This is a genomic window from Streptomyces sp. MAI_2237, from assembly GCF_054189285.1.
Map to the genome: position 1 here is coordinate 1475314 of NZ_JAJPGQ010000003.1, position 21012 is coordinate 1496325.

Genomic DNA, 21012 nt, shown 5'->3' on the forward strand with positions numbered 1-21012 from the left:
TGAACACCCGTCCGGAATCGGGCGATGGCCTGGGTGATCTTCTTCGGGTTTCGTGACGATCCTCCGCCGCCAAGCCCCCTACGCGGGCTTTCTGTTCGACGGAGGGCTCCGAAGCACGTACACTCTCACCTCGTTGGCCTTCAGCAGCCGCACCGCGGACGGTGCACACCGAGCACCCGGTCGGATGCGGTACGTTGGGGGACACACCAAAGGGTCGTAGCTCAATTGGTAGAGCACCGGTCTCCAAAACCGGCGGTTGGGGGTTCAAGTCCCTCCGGCCCTGCTACACACACCTTCGCCAGGTGTGCGCATGTACGTACAGCAACGCACCGCCGTGCGGCTCAGACCGGGCGCGGCACGGCCACGACCCGGGAACAGGTGAGGACGAATGGCGGACGCCGTGGGCTCCATCGACACGCCTGATGCCCAGGACGAGGCGCAGGAGACCAAGAAGAAGGCCCGGAAGGGCGGCAAGCGGGCCAAGAAGGGTCCGCTCAAGCGGCTTGCCCTTTTCTACCGCCAGGTCATCGCCGAGCTCCGCAAGGTCGTCTGGCCGACGCGCAATCAGCTGACCTCGTACACCACCGTGGTGATCTTCTTCGTCGCCATCATGATTGCCCTGGTGACCGTGATTGACTATGGGCTCAACCACGCGGCCAAGTACGTCTTCGGCTGAGTCGAGAGCGAAGGGCGCCGTGGTTACCGGCGCCCCTTTCGCATGTTCCACCCCTATGTATCCAGGAAGAAGCAGCCACCGTGTCTGACACGAACCTGAACGACGACGCCATCGAGCCGGACGAGTCCGTGGACGACGAGCTCGACATCGTCGAGGGCGCGGACGACGACCTGGACGAGTTCGAGGCTGCGGACGCGGAGGCCGGCGAGGCCGCCGAGGAGGACGCCGTCCACGTCGTGGACGAGGACGCCACCGACTCCGAGGAAGAGGCCGCCGCCGACTCCGAGGAGGAGGAGACGGAGCCCGCGGAGCCGGTCGACCCCGTCGCCGCCCTGCGCGAGGAACTGCGCACCCTGCCCGGCGAGTGGTACGTCATCCACACCTACGCCGGTTACGAGAACCGCGTGAAGACCAACCTGGAGCAGCGCGCCGTCTCGCTGAACGTCGAGGACTACATCTTCCAGGCCGAGGTGCCGCAGGAAGAGGTCGTCCAGATCAAGAACGGCGACCGCAAGACGATCAAGCAGAACAAGCTGCCGGGTTACGTCCTGGTCCGCATGGACCTGACGAACGAGTCCTGGGGCGTCGTCCGCAACACCCCGGGTGTCACCGGCTTCGTGGGCAACGCCTACGACCCGTACCCGCTGACGCTGGACGAGATCGTGAAGATGCTCGCCCCGGAGGCCGAGGAGAAGGCCGCCCGTGAGGCCGCCGAGGCCGAGGGCAAGCCGGCTCCGCAGCGCAAGGTCGAGGTCCAGGTGCTGGACTTCGAGGTGGGCGACTCGGTCACCGTCACCGACGGCCCGTTCGCCACGCTGCAGGCGACGATCAACGAGATCAACCCGGACTCCAAGAAGGTCAAGGGTCTGGTGGAGATCTTCGGCCGCGAGACCCCGGTCGAGCTGAGCTTCGACCAGATCCAGAAGAACTAGCTTCTTCCGGAAAAGAGCTTCCGAGCAGGTCAGGCGGGCTGTTCTCAGCCTTCCTGACCTGCTCGGTTTTTGGCCGCGCATCTATACCCGTTATCGTTGTGCGGTATGCCTGCGTTCGGGTGGTCCCCGCGTGCAGGCAGGACCCGAACCGAAAGGACGCGGAGAGCTATGCCTCCCAAGAAGAAGAAGGTCACGGGGCTCATCAAGCTCCAGATCAACGCCGGTGCGGCGAACCCGGCTCCGCCGGTCGGCCCCGCGCTGGGCCAGCACGGCGTCAACATCATGGAGTTCTGCAAGGCGTACAACGCCGCGACCGAGTCGCAGCGTGGCTGGGTGATCCCGGTGGAGATCACGGTCTACGAGGACCGCTCCTTCACCTTCATCACCAAGACGCCGCCGGCCGCCAAGATGATCCTCAAGGCCGCGGGCGTGGAGAAGGGCTCCGGCGAGCCGCACAAGACCAAGGTCGCCAAGATCACCGAGGCGCAGGTTCGCGAGATCGCCCAGACCAAGCTTCCCGACCTGAACGCCAACGACCTGGACGCCGCGTCGAAGATCATCGCCGGCACCGCCCGTTCCATGGGCATCACGGTCGAGGGCTGAGCCCCACCCCCCGTACATCAAGCAGAAGTGGCAGGGCCTGCTCGGCCCGTACCACGACTCCTCAAAACCTCAGGAGAAGTAGTGAGCAAGCGCAGCAAGGCCCTTCGCGCTGCGGACGAGAAGATCGACCGGGAGAAGCTGTACGCCCCGCTCGAGGCCGTCCGTCTCGCCAAGGAGACCTCCACGACCAAGTTCGACGGCACCGTCGAGGTCGCCTTCCGCCTGGGTGTCGACCCGCGCAAGGCCGACCAGATGGTCCGTGGCACCGTGAACCTGCCGCACGGCACCGGCAAGACTGCCCGGGTCCTGGTCTTCGCGACCGGTGACCGTGCTGCGGCCGCGGAGGCCGCGGGCGCCGACATCGTCGGCTCCGACGAGCTGATCGACGAGGTCTCGAAGGGCCGCCTGGACTTCGACGCCGTCGTCGCCACCCCGGACCTCATGGGCAAGGTCGGCCGCCTCGGCCGCGTGCTCGGTCCCCGTGGTCTCATGCCGAACCCCAAGACCGGCACCGTGACCCCGGACGTGGCGAAGGCCGTGACCGAGATCAAGGGCGGCAAGATCGAGTTCCGCGTCGACAAGCACTCGAACCTGCACTTCATCATCGGCAAGACGTCCTTCGAGGACGACAAGCTGGTGGAGAACTACGCCGCGGCGCTGGACGAGATCACCCGTCTGAAGCCGTCCGCCGCCAAGGGCCGCTACATCAAGAAGGCCGCCATCAGCACCACGATGGGCCCCGGCATCCCGGTCGACCCGAACCGCACCCGCAACCTCCTCGTCGAGGAGGACCCGGCCGCCGTCTGAGCCGAGCGCTCACCGCGGTAGCCGCGTCCGGGACGCGTAGAAACGAGGGCGGGCCACGCAACCTCCGGGTTGTGGGGCCCGTCTTTTCTGTGTCCGGATGTTCCGTGGAGCACTCCGTCCGGGCTTTCCGTCCGGATGTCAGTGCGCTGCGTTAGCGTGCGGGCACGGCAATCGCAATCGCATGGGGGTGGGGGACGTATGAAGAGCACGACCGTGCGCCGCGTGGCCTGTTCGATCACGGTGGTGACCGTGCTGTCGGGGGCGGCCGCCTGTGACTCCGCGAGCTCCGGGAGCTCCGGCGGCTCGGGCAAGGGCGCGGGGGCCTCCGGCGGGAGTGCCACGCACCTCAGCCCCGTGGCGGCCCTGCGCAGCGCCGAGAAGTCCACCGACGGCGCCGACTCCGCCCGGGTCGAGTCCACGACCACCATGGGCTCCGTGATGTCCATGAAGGCCGACGGCGCCCTCGGCTGGCACGACGGCCTGACCGGCAACCTCGTCATCACATACACCGGCGGCACGATGGCCGCGACCATGCGGCAACTGGGCACCACGTCCATGCAGGCCCGCTATCGCCCCGACGCCTACTACGCGCGCATGGGCGAGCAGTTCGCCCGCCGGGCGGGCGGCAAGCACTGGATCCGCTACGGCTACAAGGACCTCGCCCGGCTGGGCGGCAGCTCCGGCGCCTATCTCCAGGACCAGATGCAGAACACGACCCCGAACCAGTCGGTGAAGCTCCTGCTGGCCTCGGGGGACGTCAAGAAGGTCGGCACCGAGCGGGTGCGCGGGGTGGACACCACGCACTACGCGGGCACCGTCGACGTCGCCGACCTGGCCCGCAAGAACTCCGACCTGAGCGCCGGCCAGCTCGCCGGTCTGAAGAAGCAGCTCACCCAGGCCGGCGTCGGCACCGAGACCGTGGACATCTGGCTCAACGACAAGAACCTGCTGGTCAAGTCCGTGGAGAAGGGCACCATGGCCACCGGTGAGTACGCCCAGACCGCGTACTACAGCGACTACGGGGTGAAGGTCTCCGCGCCCGAGCCGCCGGCCGGCGACACCGAGGACTTCAAGGACCTGCTGAAGAACCAGGGCCTGGCCCCGGGCAGCGGCGACACCTCGACGGGCTCCGGCAGCAGCTCCTGAACAGCCGTGCTCGCGAGCGCCCTGTGGTTTCTGAGGCCAGTGGGAATTCAGGGGCGCTTTACGGTCTCTTGGGGCTAGGATCGCCGACAGTCTGTGTATCAGCCATGCGTTCCGTGGGGGGACCGATGAAGACTTCTGTACGTGGTTCAGTGCGCCGTGGGGCGACGGGGGCGGGGCTGGTGGCGCTGCTGCTCGGCGCAGGTGCCGTCGGTTGTCAGAAGGGCGGCTCCGAGCAGTCGCCGGCGATGACGCCCGCGGCGGCCGTGGCCAAGGCCGCGAAGAACACCCAGGACATCACGTCCATGCACTACCGGATGGCCGGCAAGGTGCCGGGGGAGGGCCGGATCTCCGGCGAGGCGGCGATGAGCATGAAGCCGCCGGCCATGAGCATGAAGATGACGGCCCAGGACCAGGCCACCGACGGCCCGGTCGAGATCCGCGTCGTCGGCAAGGCCATGTACGTCGGCGGCGCCGGCATGGCCAAGGAGATGGACGGCAAGAGCTGGATCAAGTTCGACATGTCCGCGCTCGGCGCCGACGAGAAGATGGACACCCAGCAGCTGGGCGCCGGCCAGGCCGACCAGAACCCGGCCGCCGACTCCACCTTCCTCACCGGCTCCAAGGACGTGAAGAAGGTCGGCACCGAGACCGTCGACGGTGTGAAGACCACCCACTACCGGGGCACGGTCACCGTCGACGCCATCAAGGCCTCCCTCAAGGGCGAGAGCAAGACCGTCCGGGAGAAGCGCGAGAAGGCCCTCGACCAGTACACGAAGATGGGCGTGGACGCGCTCACTATGGACATGTGGGTCGACGGCCAGGACCACACCAAGCAGTTCCGGATGCGCGGAGACGCCGACAAGGGTCCACTCGACCTGACGATCACCTTCCTCGACTTCAACAAGCCGGTGAAGGTCGCGGCCCCGCCGGCCAAGGACACCGCCGACCTCGCCGAGATGATGAAGGACCTCCAGGGCTGAGCCGTACGGGCGGATTTGCCTGACGGCGACCGGGTCCCGTACTCTCCTACAGAAGCCAAAGACCGCTGGTCGTCGCCGTGCGCTCGTGAGAGGGCCCGGTGGCCGAAGGATCCGCTGAACTGCGGACGACCCGCGCAGGTGACTGTGGAAGTGCTCCCGGTGCGCCCCTGTCCAAGGGAAACTCCGGTCGAGCTACGCCCCGTGCGCCTGCGCCGGGGCGTTTCGTTTTCCCAGTCCCTTCCGAGCGGTCCCATCACCCGGAAGGAGGCCGACGCTCTATGGCAAGGCCCGACAAGGCTGCCGCGGTAGCCGAGCTGACGGAGCAGTTCCGTAGCTCGAACGCCGCTGTGCTGACCGAGTACCGGGGTCTCACCGTGGCGCAGCTCAAGACGCTGCGCCGTTCGCTCGGTGAGAACGCCCAGTACGCCGTGGTGAAGAACACGCTGACCAAGATTGCGGCCAACGAGGCCGGGATCACGACGCTCGACGACCTGTTCAACGGTCCGACGGCGGTCGCCTTCGTCACCGGTGACCCGGTGGAGTCGGCGAAGGGTCTTCGTGACTTCGCCAAGGACAACCCGAACCTCGTCATCAAGGGCGGTGTCCTTGACGGCAAGGCGATGTCCGCCGACGAGATCAAGAAGCTTGCGGACCTCGAGTCCCGCGAGGTTCTGCTCGCCAAGCTGGCGGGCGCCCTGAAGGGCAAGCAGACGCAGGCTGCTCAGGTCTTCCAGGCGCTCCCGTCGAAGCTCGTCCGCACCGTGGACGCGCTTCGCGCCAAGCAGGACGAGCAGGGCGGTGCCGAGTAACTCGGCTCGCATCATGACCGCCGCCTGAGGCAGTCCGCCGAAGGCAACGGTCGTAGCGGGCCGAACGTACGCCCGCCAGACATGTACATCACGGCACCAGCCGAAATTAGTGGAAGGAAAGCCATCGTGGCTCTCACCCAGGACGAACTGCTCGCCGAGTTCGAGGGCATGACCCTCATCCAGCTCTCCGAGTTCGTGAAGGCGTTCGAGGAGAAGTTCGACGTCACCGCCGCCGCCGCGGCCGTCGCCGTCGCCGCCCCCGCCGGTGGTGCCGGTGCCGGCGCCGAGGCCGTCGAGGAGAAGGACGAGTTCGACGTCATCCTCACCGGTGCCGGCGACAAGAAGATCCAGGTCATCAAGGTCGTGCGTGAGCTGACCTCCCTGGGTCTGAAGGAGGCCAAGGACCTCGTGGACGGCGCCCCGAAGCCCGTCCTCGAGAAGGTCGCCAAGGACGCCGCCGAGAAGGCCGCCGAGTCCCTCAAGGGCGCCGGCGCCTCCGTCGAGGTCAAGTAACACCACGGGTCCGACGGACCTGTAACGCTCAAGCGCTGAGGAGCGATCATCCATCCGGGTGGTCGCTCTTCGGCGTTCCTGGAGGGGCGGCCACGGTTACCTTGCGGCCTCGTGCACGAGGGGTATGGTGATCTTCGTCGTGTCTCCCGGCGGCCCCGGTTCGGGCTACGGGGCCTTGACGAACCGCACGCAGCGCGCAATTCTCAGGACGCGTCGCCAGAACGGTCCGAATCCGAGGCATGGATCGGCGACGAAGAGGGCAGTATCAACGTGCGTTGAGGGCAAGCATGCCGAGGGCGTTGAGGACAACGAGGGTCTCAGAAAATCGGGGCTGGACATCAGTGCGCCAAGTGGCTACACTGACCCTTTGCGCTGCCTGTTAGCTGTCCCCTGCCCGTCACCAGGGGTCTGCCCTCGCCTCGGCACTTACGACCGGATCGCCCTGACCTGGGATTCCTGTCGCTTGTGTGGGGTGAGGGGCCGGGGAGCGCGTAGTGAGTCCGAGCCCTCGGAAGGACCCCCTCTTGGCCGCCTCGCGCACTGCCTCGAACGCGAATATGAACAACGGCGCCAGCACCGCCCCGCTGCGCATCTCCTTTGCAAAGATCAAGGAGCCCCTCGAGGTTCCCAACCTGCTCGCGCTGCAGACCGAGAGCTTTGACTGGCTGCTCGGCAACACCGCTTGGCAGAGTCGGGTCGAGGAGGCTCTGGAGTCCGGTCAGGACGTCCCCACCAAGTCCGGTCTGGAGGAGATCTTCGAGGAGATCTCCCCGATCGAGGACTTCTCCGGGTCGATGTCGCTGACGTTCCGCGACCACCGCTTCGAGCCGCCGAAGAACAGCATCGACGAGTGCAAGGAGCGCGACTTCACGTACGCCGCCCCGCTCTTCGTGACGGCGGAGTTCACCAACAACGAGACCGGCGAGATCAAGTCCCAGACGGTCTTCATGGGCGACTTCCCGCTCATGACCAACAAGGGCACCTTCGTCATCAACGGCACCGAGCGTGTCGTGGTGTCCCAGCTGGTCCGCTCGCCCGGCGTCTACTTCGACTCCTCCATCGACAAGACGTCCGACAAGGACATCTTCTCGGCCAAGATCATCCCCTCCCGGGGTGCCTGGCTGGAGATGGAGATCGACAAGCGCGACATGGTCGGTGTCCGTATCGACCGCAAGCGCAAGCAGTCCGTCACCGTCCTTCTGAAGGCGCTCGGCTGGACCACCGAGCAGATCCTCGAGGAGTTCGGCGAGTACGAGTCGATGCGCGCCACCCTGGAGAAGGACCACACCCAGGGCCAGGACGACGCGCTGCTCGACATCTACCGCAAGCTGCGTCCGGGCGAGCCGCCCACGCGTGAGGCCGCGCAGACGCTGCTCGAGAACCTCTACTTCAACCCCAAGCGCTACGACCTGGCCAAGGTCGGCCGCTACAAGGTCAACAAGAAGCTGGGTGCGGACGCTCCGCTGGACGCGGGCATCCTGACCGTCGAGGACATCATCTCGACGATCAAGTACCTGGTGAAGCTGCACGCCGGCGAGACCGAGACCGCCGGGGACAACGGCACGAACATCGTCGTCGAGACCGACGACATCGACCACTTCGGCAACCGTCGTCTGCGCAGCGTCGGCGAGCTCATCCAGAACCAGGTCCGCACGGGTCTGGCTCGTATGGAGCGCGTCGTCCGCGAGCGCATGACCACGCAGGACGTCGAGGCGATCACGCCGCAGACCCTGATCAACATCCGGCCGGTCGTCGCCTCCATCAAGGAGTTCTTCGGCACCAGCCAGCTGTCGCAGTTCATGGACCAGAACAACCCGCTGTCGGGTCTCACCCACAAGCGCCGTCTGTCGGCTCTTGGCCCGGGTGGTCTCTCCCGTGAGCGGGCCGGCTTCGAGGTCCGTGACGTGCACCCCTCGCACTACGGCCGCATGTGCCCGATCGAGACCCCTGAAGGCCCGAACATCGGTCTGATCGGCTCGCTCGCCTCGTACGGCCGGGTCAACGCGTTCGGTTTCGTCGAGACCCCGTACCGCAAGGTCGTCGACGGCCAGGTCACCGACGAGGTGGACTACCTGACCGCCGACGAGGAGGACCGCTTCGTCATCGCGCAGGCCAACGCCACGCTCTCCGACGACATGCGGTTCGCCGAGAACCGCGTGCTGGTCCGCCGCCGTGGCGGCGAGGTCGACTACGTCGCCGGTGACGACGTGGACTACATGGACGTCTCGCCGCGCCAGATGGTGTCGGTCGCGACCGCCATGATCCCCTTCCTCGAGCACGACGACGCCAACCGTGCCCTCATGGGCGCGAACATGATGCGCCAGGCCGTGCCGCTGATCAAGAGCGAGGCCCCGCTCGTCGGCACCGGCATGGAGTACCGCTCCGCCGTCGACGCCGGTGACGTGGTCAAGGCCGAGAAGGACGGTGTGGTCCAGGAGGTCTCCGCGGACTACATCACCACCGCCAACGACGACGGCACGTACATCACGTACCGCCTGGCCAAGTTCTCGCGCTCCAACCAGGGCACCTCGGTCAACCAGAAGGTCATCGTCAACGAGGGCGACCGGATCATCACCGGCCAGGTCCTCGCCGACGGTCCCGCCACGCAGAACGGCGAGATGGCCCTCGGCAAGAACCTGCTGGTCGCGTTCATGCCGTGGGAGGGTCACAACTACGAGGACGCGATCATCCTGTCGCAGCGCCTCGTGCAGGACGACGTCCTCTCCTCGATCCACATCGAGGAGCACGAGGTCGACGCCCGTGACACCAAGCTCGGCCCCGAGGAGATCACCCGGGACATCCCGAACGTCTCCGAGGAGGTCCTCGCCGACCTCGACGAGCGCGGCATCATCCGCATCGGCGCCGAGGTCATCGCCGGTGACATCCTCGTCGGCAAGGTCACCCCGAAGGGTGAGACCGAGCTGACGCCGGAGGAGCGCCTGCTGCGCGCGATCTTCGGTGAGAAGGCCCGTGAGGTCCGTGACACCTCGCTGAAGGTGCCGCACGGCGAGACCGGCAAGGTCATCGGCGTCCGCGTCTTCGACCGCGAGGAGGGCGACGAGCTTCCCCCCGGTGTGAACCAGCTGGTGCGCGTCTACGTCGCGCAGAAGCGCAAGATCACCGACGGTGACAAGCTCGCCGGCCGTCACGGCAACAAGGGTGTCATCTCCAAGATCCTGCCGATCGAGGACATGCCGTTCCTGGAGGACGGCACCCCGGTCGACATCATCCTCAACCCGCTGGGTGTCCCGTCCCGAATGAACCCGGGACAGGTCCTGGAGATCCACCTTGGCTGGCTCGCCAGCCGCGGCTGGGACGTCTCCGGCCTCGGCGAGGAGTGGGCGCAGCGCCTCCAGGTGATCGGCGCCGACCAGGTCGACCCGGGCACGAACGTCGCGACCCCCGTCTTCGACGGTGCGCGCGAGGACGAGCTCGCGGGTCTGCTGCAGCACACCATCCCGAACCGCGACGGCGAGCGCATGGTGCAGCCGACCGGCAAGGCGCGGCTGTTCGACGGCCGTAGCGGTGAGCCGTTCCCGGAGCCGATCTCGGTCGGTTACATGTACATCCTGAAGCTGCACCACCTGGTCGACGACAAGCTGCACGCGCGCTCGACCGGCCCGTACTCGATGATCACCCAGCAGCCGCTGGGTGGTAAGGCCCAGTTCGGTGGCCAGCGCTTCGGTGAGATGGAGGTGTGGGCGCTGGAGGCTTACGGCGCCGCGTACGCCCTCCAGGAACTGCTGACCATCAAGTCCGACGACGTCACCGGCCGCGTGAAGGTCTACGAGGCCATCGTCAAGGGCGAGAACATCCCCGAGCCCGGCATCCCCGAGTCCTTCAAGGTGCTCATCAAGGAGATGCAGTCGCTCTGCCTGAACGTGGAGGTGCTGTCGAGCGACGGTATGTCCATCGAGATGCGTGACACCGACGAGGACGTCTTCCGCGCTGCGGAGGAGCTCGGCATCGACCTGTCCCGGCGCGAGCCGAGCAGCGTCGAAGAGGTCTGACGGGAGTCCGGCCGGAGGAACTGGTGAGGAACCTCCGGCCGGCCCCAGGACCCCCGTTTCAGACCCCAAGACTTACAACCCTGAGAGGGATTGACGCATAGTGCTCGACGTCAACTTCTTCGATGAGCTCCGGATCGGTCTGGCCACGGCTGACGACATCCGTCAGTGGAGCCACGGCGAGGTCAAGAAGCCCGAGACCATCAACTACCGCACCCTCAAGCCGGAAAAGGACGGACTCTTCTGCGAGAAGATCTTCGGTCCGACCCGGGACTGGGAGTGCTACTGCGGCAAGTACAAGCGTGTCCGGTTCAAGGGCATCATCTGTGAGCGCTGCGGCGTCGAGGTGACTCGCGCCAAGGTGCGCCGTGAGCGGATGGGCCACATCGAACTGGCCGCCCCCGTCACGCACATCTGGTACTTCAAGGGCGTCCCGTCGCGTCTGGGCTACCTGCTCGACCTGGCCCCGAAGGACCTGGAGAAGGTCATCTACTTCGCGGCGTACATGATCACGTACGTCGACGAGGAGCGCCGTACCCGCGACCTGCCCTCCCTGGAGGCGCACGTCTCGGTCGAGCGGCAGCAGATCGAGAACCGCCGGGACGCCGACCTGGAGGCCCGCGCCAAGAAGCTCGAGTCCGACCTGGCCGAGCTCGAGGCCGAGGGTGCCAAGGCCGACGTGCGCCGCAAGGTGCGCGAGGGTGCCGAGCGTGAGATGAAGCAGCTGCGCGACCGTTCGCAGCGCGAGATCGACCGTCTCGACGAGGTGTGGACCCGGTTCAAGAACCTCAAGGTCCAGGACCTGGAGGGCGACGAGCTCCTCTACCGCGAGCTGCGTGACCGCTTCGGCACGTACTTCGACGGCTCGATGGGTGCCGCGGCGCTGCAGAAGCGCCTGGAGTCCTTCGACCTCGACGAGGAGGCCGAGCGCCTCCGCGAGATCATCCGTACCGGCAAGGGCCAGAAGAAGACCCGTGCGCTCAAGCGCCTGAAGGTCGTCTCCGCGTTCCTGCAGACCAGCAACAGCCCCAAGGGCATGGTGCTGGACTGCGTGCCGGTCATCCCGCCGGACCTTCGCCCGATGGTGCAGCTGGACGGTGGCCGCTTCGCGACCTCCGACCTGAACGACCTGTACCGCCGTGTGATCAACCGCAACAACCGCCTGAAGCGCCTTCTCGACCTCGGTGCCCCCGAGATCATCGTCAACAACGAGAAGCGCATGCTCCAGGAGGCGGTCGACGCCCTCTTCGACAACGGCCGTCGTGGTCGCCCGGTGACGGGCCCCGGCAACCGTCCGCTGAAGTCCCTCAGCGACATGCTGAAGGGCAAGCAGGGCCGTTTCCGTCAGAACCTGCTCGGCAAGCGAGTCGACTACTCGGCGCGTTCCGTCATCGTCGTCGGCCCGCAGCTGAAGCTGCACCAGTGCGGTCTGCCCAAGGCCATGGCCCTGGAGCTCTTCAAGCCGTTCGTGATGAAGCGCCTGGTCGACCTGAACCACGCGCAGAACATCAAGAGCGCCAAGCGCATGGTGGAGCGCGGCCGCACGGTCGTGTACGACGTCCTCGAAGAGGTCATCGCCGAGCACCCGGTTCTGCTGAACCGTGCTCCCACCCTGCACCGCCTCGGCATCCAGGCCTTCGAGCCGCAGCTGGTCGAGGGCAAGGCCATCCAGATCCACCCGCTCGTCTGCACCGCGTTCAACGCGGACTTCGACGGTGACCAGATGGCCGTGCACCTGCCGCTGTCCGCGGAGGCGCAGGCCGAGGCCCGCATCCTGATGCTGTCCTCGAACAACATCCTCAAGCCCGCCGACGGCCGTCCGGTGACGATGCCGACCCAGGACATGGTCCTCGGTCTGTTCTTCCTCACCACCGACGGCGAGCTGCGCGACACCAAGGGCGAGGGCCGGTCCTTCGGCTCCACGGCCGAGGCGATCATGGCGTTCGACGCCGGTGAGCTCGCGCTGCAGTCGGCCGTGGACATCCGCTTCCCGGTGGGCACCATCCCGCCGCGCGGCTGGACCCCGCCGGCGCAGGAGGAGGGCGAGCCGGAGTGGCAGCAGGGGGACACCTTCCGCCTGCGCACCACCCTGGGCCGCGCGCTCTTCAACGAGCTGCTGCCCGAGGACTACCCGTTCGTCGACTACTCGGTGGGCAAGAAGCAGCTCTCCGAGATCGTCAACGACCTGGCCGAGCGCTACCCCAAGGTCATCGTGGCGGCGACGCTCGACAACCTGAAGGCGGCCGGCTTCTACTGGGCGACCCGTTCCGGCGTCACCGTGGCCATCTCCGACGTCGTCGTTCCCGAGGCGAAGAAGGAGATCGTCAAGGGCTACGAGGCGCAGGACGAGAAGGTCCAGAAGCAGTACGAGCGCGGTCTGATCACCAAGGAAGAGCGCACGCAGGAGCTCATCGCGATCTGGACCAAGGCGACCAACGAGGTCGCCGAGGCGATGAACGAGAACTTCCCCAAGACGAACCCCATCTTCATGATGGTTGACTCGGGTGCCCGAGGAAACATGATGCAGATGCGGCAGATCGCCGGTATGCGTGGTCTGGTGTCGAACGCGAAGAACGAGACCATCCCGCGTCCGATCAAGGCGTCCTTCCGTGAGGGCCTGTCCGTGCTGGAGTACTTCATCTCCACGCACGGTGCCCGTAAGGGTCTGGCGGACACCGCCCTGCGTACCGCCGACTCGGGTTACCTGACCCGTCGTCTGGTGGACGTCTCGCAGGACGTCATCATCCGCGAGGAGGACTGCGGCACCGAGCGCGGTCTGAAGCTGCGGATCGCCTCGCGCGGCGCCGATGGCGTCCTGCGCAAGGCGGACGACGTCGAGACCAGCGTCTACGCCCGCATGCTCGCCGAGGACGTCGTCATCGACGGCAAGGTGATCGCGCCGGCCAACGTGGACCTGGGCGACGTGCTCATCGACCAGCTCGTGCACCACGGTGTCGAGGAGGTCAAGACCCGCTCGATCCTGACCTGTGAGTCCCAGGTCGGCACCTGCGCCATGTGCTACGGCCGCTCCCTGGCCACCGGCAAGCTGGTCGACATCGGTGAGGCGGTCGGCATCATCGCCGCCCAGTCCATCGGTGAGCCCGGTACCCAGCTGACGATGCGTACCTTCCACACCGGTGGTGTGGCCGGTGACGACATCACCCAGGGTCTGCCGCGTGTCGTCGAGCTCTTCGAGGCCCGTACCCCGAAGGGTGTGGCTCCCATCTCCGAGGCGAGCGGCCGCGTTCGCATCGAGGAGACGGAGAAGACCAAGAAGATCGTCATCACGCCGGACGACGGCAGCGACGAGACGGCGTACCCGATCTCGAAGCGCGCCCGACTCCTGGTCAGCGAGGGCGAGCACGTCGAGGTGGGCCAGAAGCTCACCGTGGGTGCCACCAACCCGCACGACGTGCTGCGCATCCTGGGCCAGCGTGCCGTCCAGGTCCACCTGGTCGGCGAGGTCCAGAAGGTCTACAACTCGCAGGGTGTGTCGATCCACGACAAGCACATCGAGATCATCATCCGGCAGATGCTGCGCCGTGTGACGATCATCGAGTCCGGCGACGCCGAGCTGCTGCCCGGCGAGCTGGTCGAGCGCTCGAAGTTCGAGACCGAGAACCGTCGCGTGGTCCAGGAGGGCGGTCACCCGGCCTCCGGTCGTCCGCAGCTGATGGGTATCACCAAGGCCTCGCTGGCGACGGAATCCTGGCTGTCGGCCGCCTCCTTCCAGGAGACGACCCGAGTCCTGACGGACGCGGCGATCAACGCCAAGTCCGACAGCCTCATCGGCCTCAAGGAGAACGTCATCATCGGTAAGCTCATCCCGGCCGGTACGGGCCTGTCCCGCTACCGCAACATCCGGGTCGAGCCGACCGAGGAGGCCAAGGCCGCGATGTACTCGGCCGTCGGCTACGACGACATCGACTACTCGCCGTTCGGCACCGGCTCCGGCCAGGCCGTCCCGCTGGAGGACTACGACTACGGTCCGTACAACCAGTAAGGCGTAGGTCAGCACGAAGGGCGGTCACCCCGTGGGGGTGGCCGCCCTTCGGCGTTTCCAGGGGCTCGGCGAAGGTCAGTGGGGGGCGTGGAGGCGCGCGGTCCAGTGGCCTCGGCTGTTGATGCGGAGTAGCCGGTGGGTCTCCGGGACCGCCACCGTCAGGCGGGCGCTGTCGTGGCCCTCGGCGAGCAGGGGGCCGGGGCGGTGGGTGCGGGTGAGGGCGTGGAGCGTGAACGGGCCCCTGGCGCGGTGCTCGAACTCGACCAGGCGGCAGCCCTCGTCCTTGAGTACCGTCTCGATGCCCTGCCCGCTCAGCGGCAGCCCCCTCTCCAGCCGCCGGATCTCGCCGGGCGGGCGCAGGGCGAGCCGCCACGGGCCCGGCGCGCGGACGTCCAGCAGCAGCCGCCCGCCGCGCCGGCCGGGCACCAGCACCCGGGCCCTCCCGGGCGCCGGGCTCCCCTCCTCGTGCGCGACGCCGAGCAGTTCCCGCGGGCGTACGCCCCGGCCACCGCCCTCGTAGACGCGAAAGCCGCCGTGTCGGTCGTCGGTCTCGAAGACCAGCAGTGCCGGGCCCTCGCCCGGGGCGGGGACCTGCACCCGGGTGTCGCAGGTGCCGTGGATCCAGGTGATGTCCGTGCCCGCGAGGCGGGCGGCGTCCAGGCGGTCCAGGGCCGCCCGGCCGCGTTCCAGCAGCTCCGGCACCCGGGCGGGGGCGCTGCGCTTGGCCTCGTCGTACACGTCGAGGGCGGTGCGGTACGCGGCGAGGTCGTCGGGGTCGGCTCCGGGGCCGGGCCGGTAGGTCTCCAGGCGGAGCAGCTCGCCGTACGACGTGATGGCCCGGTCGGCCGCCTCAGTGGTGGCGATGGGCCGCTTCCCGCGGGGTGCGGGGGCGAAGCGGCGGGCCGCCAGGGCCGGCGGCAGCACCAGGGCGACGTACAGGACGAGCGCGGCCGCGCCGTCGCCGACCGGCAGCAGGCCGAGGACGAGGACGAGCAGGGCGAAGACGGCCGTCCCGCTGAGCAGTCCGTGGCCCAGGAACCGTCCCCACGAAGCTCCCCCTGCGGCCATCTTCCCCCCACCCCGTGCGGTTTCCCTCGGACCATCGTGTGGCGGCCACCGGGGTGCGTGTCAGGGGTGAGGCGTACCACATCGGGTAGGTGCTTGTTGCCGGGCTCCGGCAACGGTCTGAAGGAGATGCGTCCGTCCGGGAACCGGTGCCGCAAACAGTGCGTTAGAGGATGATGGAGGCGTTGATTCGCTTTTGGGGGGAGGCGCACGTGTCGCAGTCACAGCCGACGCCATGGCAGCCGTGGCAGTCGGGACAAGGCGTTCCGCAGCCGTGGCAGGCCCAGGCCACTCCCTCCATGCTCGCCTCGCACGCGGAGCGGGAGCGGGCCGTCGACGTGCTCAGAGCCGGGTACGGCGAGGGGCGGTTGCAGCACGCCGAGTTCGAGCGGCGGGTCGCGCGGGCCTACGAGGCGCGCACGGTGGGGGAGCTGGCGCTGCTGGTGTCCGACCTGCCGCAGGGGCCCCTGCCGGTCAACGGGCCGCCCGTCGGACCCGTGCCCCCCACCTTCCTGCCGGCCCCGGCGCCCACGAACGCCAAGGCCGTCGGTTCCCTCGTCTGCGGGGTGCTCACGTTCTTCACGGCCGGGCTCACCGGGCTTCCCGCGGTCATCCTCGGGCACACCGCCCGCAGTGAGATGCAGCGCACCGGCGAGCGCGGCGACGGGATGGCGGTGACCGGGCTGGCGCTTGGCTGGTTGTCGGTCGCCGGATGGGCGCTCATGATCATGATCCTCATCGCGGCGGCGATCGCCGGGGCTTAAGACGCTTGAGCTGCGGTGACGTGGTCGCCTCGGAGGTCCGGGGCGTGGAATCGAAGATCAACCACGGTGCAGGGTCTTGACATGCTCCGCATGGCGATGCGGGTGAGGCCCATTTGTTTTGACCGTAGCGTTTGAGGTAGGTACGCTCAGACCTTGTGCCTGGGGTGTGCCCTGGCTCTTGTGCGTGTCCATCAACCGCATAGCGAGTCAAGACCGGCCACCGTAATCTGTGCTCTTTTCGCCTCGCGGCGGGAGTCCGCCGGATTCGACACACCCGACCGCGTGGGTCGGCGAAGTTCCAGGTTAGCTTCACCATTCGGCACACAGAAACCGGAGAAGTAGTGCCTACGATCCAGCAGCTGGTCCGTAAGGGCCGGCAGGACAAGGTCGAGAAGAACAAGACGCCCGCACTTGAGGGTTCCCCTCAGCGTCGTGGCGTCTGCACGCGTGTGTTCACGACCACCCCGAAGAAGCCGAACTCGGCCCTGCGTAAGGTCGCGCGTGTGCGTCTGACCAGCGGGATCGAGGTCACCGCTTACATTCCGGGTGAGGGACACAACCTGCAGGAGCACTCCATCGTGCTCGTGCGCGGCGGCCGTGTGAAGGACCTGCCGGGTGTTCGCTACAAGATCATCCGCGGCTCGCTCGACACCCAGGGTGTCAAGAACCGCAAGCAGGCTCGCAGCCGTTACGGCGCCAAGAAGGAGAAGTAAGAATGCCTCGTAAGGGCCCCGCCCCGAAGCGCCCGGTCATCATCGACCCGGTCTACGGTTCTCCTCTGGTGACCTCCCTCATCAACAAGGTGCTGCTGAACGGCAAGCGCTCCACCGCCGAGCGCATCGTCTACGGTGCCATGGAGGGTCTGCGTGAGAAGACGGGCAACGACCCGATCATCACGCTGAAGCGCGCACTGGAGAACATCAAGCCGACCCTCGAGGTCAAGTCCCGCCGTGTCGGTGGTGCGACGTACCAGGTTCCGATCGAGGTCAAGCCCGGTCGTGCCAACACGCTCGCGCTGCGCTGGCTGGTCGGTTACTCCCGCGCCCGTCGCGAGAAGACCATGACCGAGCGTCTGCTCAACGAGCTTCTCGACGCGTCCAACGGCCTTGGTGCCGCTGTGAAGAAGCGCGAGGACACCCACAAGATGGCCGAGTCCAACAAGGCCTTCGCGCACTACCGCTGGTAGTCGCTACCCACATCGAGACCGAGAGAAGACTGAAGCCTTATGGCTACCACTTCACTTGACCTGGCCAAGGTGCGCAACATCGGCATCATGGCCCACATCGACGCGGGCAAGACGACCACCACAGAGCGGATCCTGTTCTACACCGGTGTGTCTTACAAGATCGGTGAGGTCCACGACGGCGCTGCCACCATGGACTGGATGGAGCAGGAGCAGGAGCGTGGCATCACGATCACCTCTGCTGCCACCACCTGTCACTGGCCGCTGGAAGACGTCGACCACACCATCAACATCATCGACACGCCGGGCCACGTCGACTTCACCGTCGAGGTGGAGCGTTCGCTGCGCGTGCTCGACGGTGCCGTGACGGTGTTCGACGGCGTCGCCGGTGTCGAGCCCCAGTCCGAGACCGTGTGGCGTCAGGCGGACCGCTACGGCGTCCCGCGTATCTGCTTCGTCAACAAGCTCGACCGTACGGGCGCCGAGTTCCACCGCTGTGTGGACATGATCTCGGACCGCCTGGGCGCGCAGCCGATCGTCATGCAGCTCCCGATCGGTGCCGAGGCCGACTTCAAGGGCGTCGTCGACCTCGTGACGATGAAGGCCCTGGTCTGGTCCGCCGAGGCCACCAAGGGCGAGATGTACGACGTCGTCGACATCCCGGACACGCACGCCGAGGCTGCCGAGGAGTACCGCGGCAAGCTTCTGGAGGCCGTGGCCGAGAACGACGAGGAGATCATGGAGCTGTACCTCGAGGGCACCGAGCCCACCGAGGAGCAGCTGTACGCCGCGATCCGTCGCATCACCATCGCGTCCGGCAAGTCCAAGGACACCACCGTCACCCCGGTGTTCTGCGGCACCGCGTTCAAGAACAAGGGCGTCCAGCCCCTGCTCGACGCGGTCGTGCGCTACCTCCCCTCCCCCCTGGACGTCGAGGCCATCGAGGGCCACGACGTGAAGGACCCGGAGGTCGTGGTCAAGCGCAAGCCGTCCGAGGACGAGCCGCTGTCGGCCCTCGCGTTCAAGATCATGAGCGACCCGCACCTCGGCAAGCTCACCTTCGTCCGGGTCTACTCGGGCCGCCTGGAGTCCGGCACCTCGGTGCTGAACTCCGTCAAGGGCAAGAAGGAGCGCATCGGCAAGATCTACCGCATGCACGCGAACAAGCGTGAGGAGATCGACTCGGTGGGCGCCGGCGACATCATCGCCGTCATGGGTCTGAAGCAGACCACGACCGGTGAGACGCTGTGCGACGACAAGCAGCCGGTGATCCTGGAGTCCATGGACTTCCCGGCGCCGGTCATCCAGGTCGCCATCGAGCCCAAGTCGAAGGGCGACCAGGAGAAGCTGGGCGTCGCGATCCAGCGCCTGGCCGAGGAGGACCCGTCCTTCCAGGTCCACTCGGACGAGGAGACCGGCCAGACCATCATCGGTGGTATGGGCGAGCTGCACCTCGAGGTGCTGGTCGACCGTATGCGCCGTGAGTTCAAGGTCGAGGCCAACGTCGGCAAGCCGCAGGTCGCGTACCGCGAGACGATCCGCAAGGCCGTCGAGCGCGTCGACTACACGCACAAGAAGCAGACCGGTGGTACGGGTCAGTTCGCCAAGGTCCAGATCGGCATCGAGCCGATCGAGGGCGGCGACGCCTCGTACGAGTTCATCAACAAGGTGACCGGTGGCCGTATCCCCAAGGAGTACATCCCTTCGGTGGACGCGGGTGCGCAGGAGGCCATGCAGTTCGGCATCCTGGCCGGTTACGAGATGACCGGTGTCCGTGTGATCCTGCACGACGGTGGCTACCACGAGGTCGACTCCTCCGAGCTCGCCTTCAAGATCGCCGGCTCGCAGGCCTTCAAGGAGGCCGCGCGCAAGGCCAGCCCCGTGCTGCTCGAGCCGATGATGGCCGTCGAGGTCACCACGCCCGAGGACTACATGGGCGAGGTCATCGGCGACATCAACTCCCGCCGTGGCCAGATCCAGGCCATGGAGGAGCGGGCCGGTGCCCGCGTCGTGAAGGGCCTCGTGCCCCTTTCGGAGATGTTCGGCTACGTCGGCGACCTGCGCAGCAAGACGTCCGGCCGTGCCAGCTACTCCATGCAGTTCGACTCCTACGCCGAGGTTCCGCGGAACGTCGCCGAGGAGATCATCGCGAAGGCCAAGGGCGAGTAACGCACCGCGTTCACACGCCGTAGGCTTGACTCCGGAGCCTCACGGGGCATTCCGCCGCAAGAGCGGAGGAATGCCCCGGGGATCCGGGCCATCCAGCAAAGATCACCTGGCGCCGATGAAGCAAGGCGTTCAGAACCACTCCACAGGAGGACCCCAGTGGCGAAGGCGAAGTTCGAGCGGACTAAGCCGCACGTCAACATCGGCACCATCGGTCACATCGACCACGGTAAGACGACCCTCACGGCCGCCATTACCAAGGTGCTGCACGACGCGTTCCCGGACCTGAACGAGGCCTCGGCGTTCGACCAGATCGACAAGGCTCCCGAAGAGCGCCAGCGCGGTATCACCATCTCCATCGCGCACGTCGAGTACCAGACGGAGACCCGTCACTACGCCCACGTCGACTGCCCCGGTCACGCGGACTACATCAAGAACATGATCACGGGTGCGGCGCAGATGGACGGCGCCATCCTCGTGGTCGCCGCCACCGACGGCCCGATGCCGCAGACCAAGGAGCACGTGCTCCTGGCCCGCCAGGTCGGCGTTCCGTACATCGTCGTCGCCCTGAACAAGGCCGACATGGTGGACGACGAGGAGATCCTGGAGCTCGTCGAGCTCGAGGTGCGTGAGCTCCTCTCCGAGTACGAGTTCCCGGGCGACGACCTTCCGGTCGTCAAGGTGTCCGCTCTGAAGGCCCTCGAGGGCGACAAGGAGTGGGGCCAGTCCGTCCTCGACCTGATGAAGGCCGTCGACGAGTCGATCCCGGAGCCCGAGCGCGACGTCGACAAGCCGTTCCTCATGCCCATCGAGGACGTCTTCACGATCACCGGTCGCGGTACGGTCGTCACCGGCCGTATCGAGCGTGGTGTCCTGAAGGTCAACGAGACCGTCGACATCATCGGCATCAAGACCGAGAAGACCACCACCACGGTCACCGGTATCGAGATGTTCCGCAAGCTGCTCGACGAGGGCCAGGCCGGTGAGAACGTCGGTCTGCTGCTCCGCGGCATCAAGCGCGAGGACGTCGAGCGCGGCCAGGTCATCATCAAGCCGGGCTCGGTCACCCCGCACACCGAGTTCGAGGCGCAGGCCTACATCCTGTCCAAGGACGAGGGTGGCCGCCACACGCCGTTCTTCAACAACTACCGTCCGCAGTTCTACTTCCGTACGACGGACGTGACCGGCGTGGTGACCCTCCCCGAGGGCACCGAGATGGTCATGCCGGGTGACAACACCGAGATGAAGGTGGAGCTCATCCAGCCCATCGCCATGGAAGAGGGCCTGAAGTTCGCCATCCGTGAGGGTGGCCGGACGGTCGGCGCCGGCCAGGTCACCAAGATCAACAAGTGACTCTG

At 66.9% G+C, this 21012-nt stretch carries 16 protein-coding genes and 1 tRNA gene; 16 read left to right on the forward strand and 1 reads right to left on the reverse strand.

The annotated features are described in order from the left end of the window. Window positions 1–210 precede the first annotated feature (210 nt). The 11 genes from LN251_RS17185 (at window position 211) to LN251_RS17235 (ending at window position 14476) form a co-directional block, all read left to right on the forward strand. Window positions 211–283, forward strand: a tRNA-Trp gene (locus LN251_RS17185). Window positions 284–388: 105 nt separating this feature from the next. Continuing rightward, window positions 389–676, forward strand: coding sequence for a preprotein translocase subunit SecE (gene secE, locus LN251_RS17190; RefSeq protein ID WP_058923780.1), 288 nt, complete (start codon window positions 389–391; stop codon window positions 674–676). Window positions 677–756: 80 nt separating this feature from the next. Further along, on the forward strand, window positions 757–1608 hold the full coding sequence (nusG, locus tag LN251_RS17195; RefSeq protein WP_458245195.1) for a transcription termination/antitermination protein NusG: 852 nt from the start codon (window positions 757–759) through the stop codon (window positions 1606–1608). Window positions 1609–1776: 168 nt separating this feature from the next. After that, entirely contained in the window at window positions 1777–2211 is a 435-nt protein-coding gene (gene rplK, locus LN251_RS17200; RefSeq protein WP_055515278.1) for a 50S ribosomal protein L11, read from the forward strand. An 81-nt stretch (window positions 2212–2292) separates the two neighbouring features. After that, window positions 2293–3018, forward strand: a complete 726-nt coding sequence (rplA, locus tag LN251_RS17205; protein ID WP_362984618.1) for a 50S ribosomal protein L1 — start codon at window positions 2293–2295, stop codon at window positions 3016–3018. A 198-nt stretch (window positions 3019–3216) separates the two neighbouring features. Continuing rightward, window positions 3217–4164 carry a hypothetical protein gene (locus LN251_RS17210; protein ID WP_458245196.1) on the forward strand — a complete coding sequence of 316 codons (948 nt, stop codon included), beginning with the start codon at window positions 3217–3219 and terminating at the stop codon, window positions 4162–4164. A 125-nt stretch (window positions 4165–4289) separates the two neighbouring features. Further along, window positions 4290–5144 carry a DUF1396 domain-containing protein gene (locus LN251_RS17215; protein ID WP_458245197.1) on the forward strand — a complete coding sequence of 285 codons (855 nt, stop codon included), beginning with the start codon at window positions 4290–4292 and terminating at the stop codon, window positions 5142–5144. A gap of 278 nt (window positions 5145–5422) precedes the next feature. After that, complete coding sequence (rplJ, locus tag LN251_RS17220) at window positions 5423–5953, forward strand: 50S ribosomal protein L10 (RefSeq protein ID WP_058923775.1); 531 nt, start codon at window positions 5423–5425, stop codon at window positions 5951–5953. A 123-nt stretch (window positions 5954–6076) separates the two neighbouring features. Next, window positions 6077–6466, forward strand: a complete 390-nt coding sequence (gene rplL / locus LN251_RS17225) for a 50S ribosomal protein L7/L12 (protein WP_458246737.1) — start codon at window positions 6077–6079, stop codon at window positions 6464–6466. Between the two features lie 524 nt (window positions 6467–6990). After that, on the forward strand, window positions 6991–10476 hold the full coding sequence (gene rpoB, locus LN251_RS17230) for a DNA-directed RNA polymerase subunit beta (RefSeq protein ID WP_458245198.1): 3486 nt from the start codon (window positions 6991–6993) through the stop codon (window positions 10474–10476). Between the two features lie 100 nt (window positions 10477–10576). After that, complete coding sequence (locus tag LN251_RS17235; protein ID WP_458245199.1) at window positions 10577–14476, forward strand: DNA-directed RNA polymerase subunit beta'; 3900 nt, start codon at window positions 10577–10579, stop codon at window positions 14474–14476. Window positions 14477–14551: 75 nt separating this feature from the next. Here the strand turns inward: LN251_RS17235 and LN251_RS17240 are convergent, their stop codons facing one another. Continuing rightward, on the reverse strand, window positions 14552–15544 hold the full coding sequence (locus LN251_RS17240) for a hypothetical protein (protein WP_458245200.1): 993 nt from the start codon (window positions 15542–15544) through the stop codon (window positions 14552–14554). A 173-nt stretch (window positions 15545–15717) separates the two neighbouring features. Here LN251_RS17240 and LN251_RS17245 point away from each other — a divergent pair, with 173 nt between their 5' ends. From LN251_RS17245 to tuf, 5 genes are all read left to right on the forward strand, one after another. Continuing rightward, the gene (locus LN251_RS17245; RefSeq protein WP_458246738.1) at window positions 15718–16305 is read left to right on the forward strand and encodes a DUF1707 and DUF4190 domain-containing protein; all 588 of its coding nucleotides are present in this window, start codon (window positions 15718–15720) and stop codon (window positions 16303–16305) included. Between the two features lie 341 nt (window positions 16306–16646). After that, window positions 16647–17018 (forward strand): 30S ribosomal protein S12, encoded by a 372-nt coding sequence (rpsL, locus tag LN251_RS17250; protein WP_003948652.1) that lies wholly within the window; start codon window positions 16647–16649, stop codon window positions 17016–17018. Between the two features lie 2 nt (window positions 17019–17020). Next, window positions 17021–17491, forward strand: a complete 471-nt coding sequence (gene rpsG / locus LN251_RS17255; protein WP_003992340.1) for a 30S ribosomal protein S7 — start codon at window positions 17021–17023, stop codon at window positions 17489–17491. Between the two features lie 39 nt (window positions 17492–17530). Continuing rightward, window positions 17531–19657, forward strand: a complete 2127-nt coding sequence (gene fusA / locus LN251_RS17260; RefSeq protein WP_249835129.1) for an elongation factor G — start codon at window positions 17531–17533, stop codon at window positions 19655–19657. A 156-nt stretch (window positions 19658–19813) separates the two neighbouring features. Continuing rightward, complete coding sequence (gene tuf, locus LN251_RS17265) at window positions 19814–21007, forward strand: elongation factor Tu (RefSeq protein WP_067019009.1); 1194 nt, start codon at window positions 19814–19816, stop codon at window positions 21005–21007. The last annotated feature ends 5 nt before the right edge of the window (window positions 21008–21012 follow it).

What these genes read in the sequence shown, in the direction of transcription:
- secE (WP_058923780.1), top strand. Translation starts at nt 389, where the DNA reads ATGGCGGACGCCGTGGGCTCCATCGACACGCCTGATGCCCAGGACGAG.
- rplK (WP_055515278.1), top strand. Translation starts at nt 1,777, where the DNA reads ATGCCTCCCAAGAAGAAGAAGGTCACGGGGCTCATCAAGCTCCAGATC.
- rplJ (WP_058923775.1), top strand. Translation starts at nt 5,423, where the DNA reads ATGGCAAGGCCCGACAAGGCTGCCGCGGTAGCCGAGCTGACGGAGCAG.
- LN251_RS17210 (WP_458245196.1), top strand. Translation starts at nt 3,217, where the DNA reads ATGAAGAGCACGACCGTGCGCCGCGTGGCCTGTTCGATCACGGTGGTG.
- fusA (WP_249835129.1), top strand. Translation starts at nt 17,531, where the DNA reads ATGGCTACCACTTCACTTGACCTGGCCAAGGTGCGCAACATCGGCATC.
- rpsG (WP_003992340.1), top strand. Translation starts at nt 17,021, where the DNA reads ATGCCTCGTAAGGGCCCCGCCCCGAAGCGCCCGGTCATCATCGACCCG.
- LN251_RS17245 (WP_458246738.1), top strand. Translation starts at nt 15,718, where the DNA reads ATGGAGGCGTTGATTCGCTTTTGGGGGGAGGCGCACGTGTCGCAGTCA.
- LN251_RS17240 (WP_458245200.1), bottom strand. Translation starts at nt 15,544, where the DNA reads ATGGCCGCAGGGGGAGCTTCGTGGGGACGGTTCCTGGGCCACGGACTG.
- LN251_RS17215 (WP_458245197.1), top strand. Translation starts at nt 4,290, where the DNA reads ATGAAGACTTCTGTACGTGGTTCAGTGCGCCGTGGGGCGACGGGGGCG.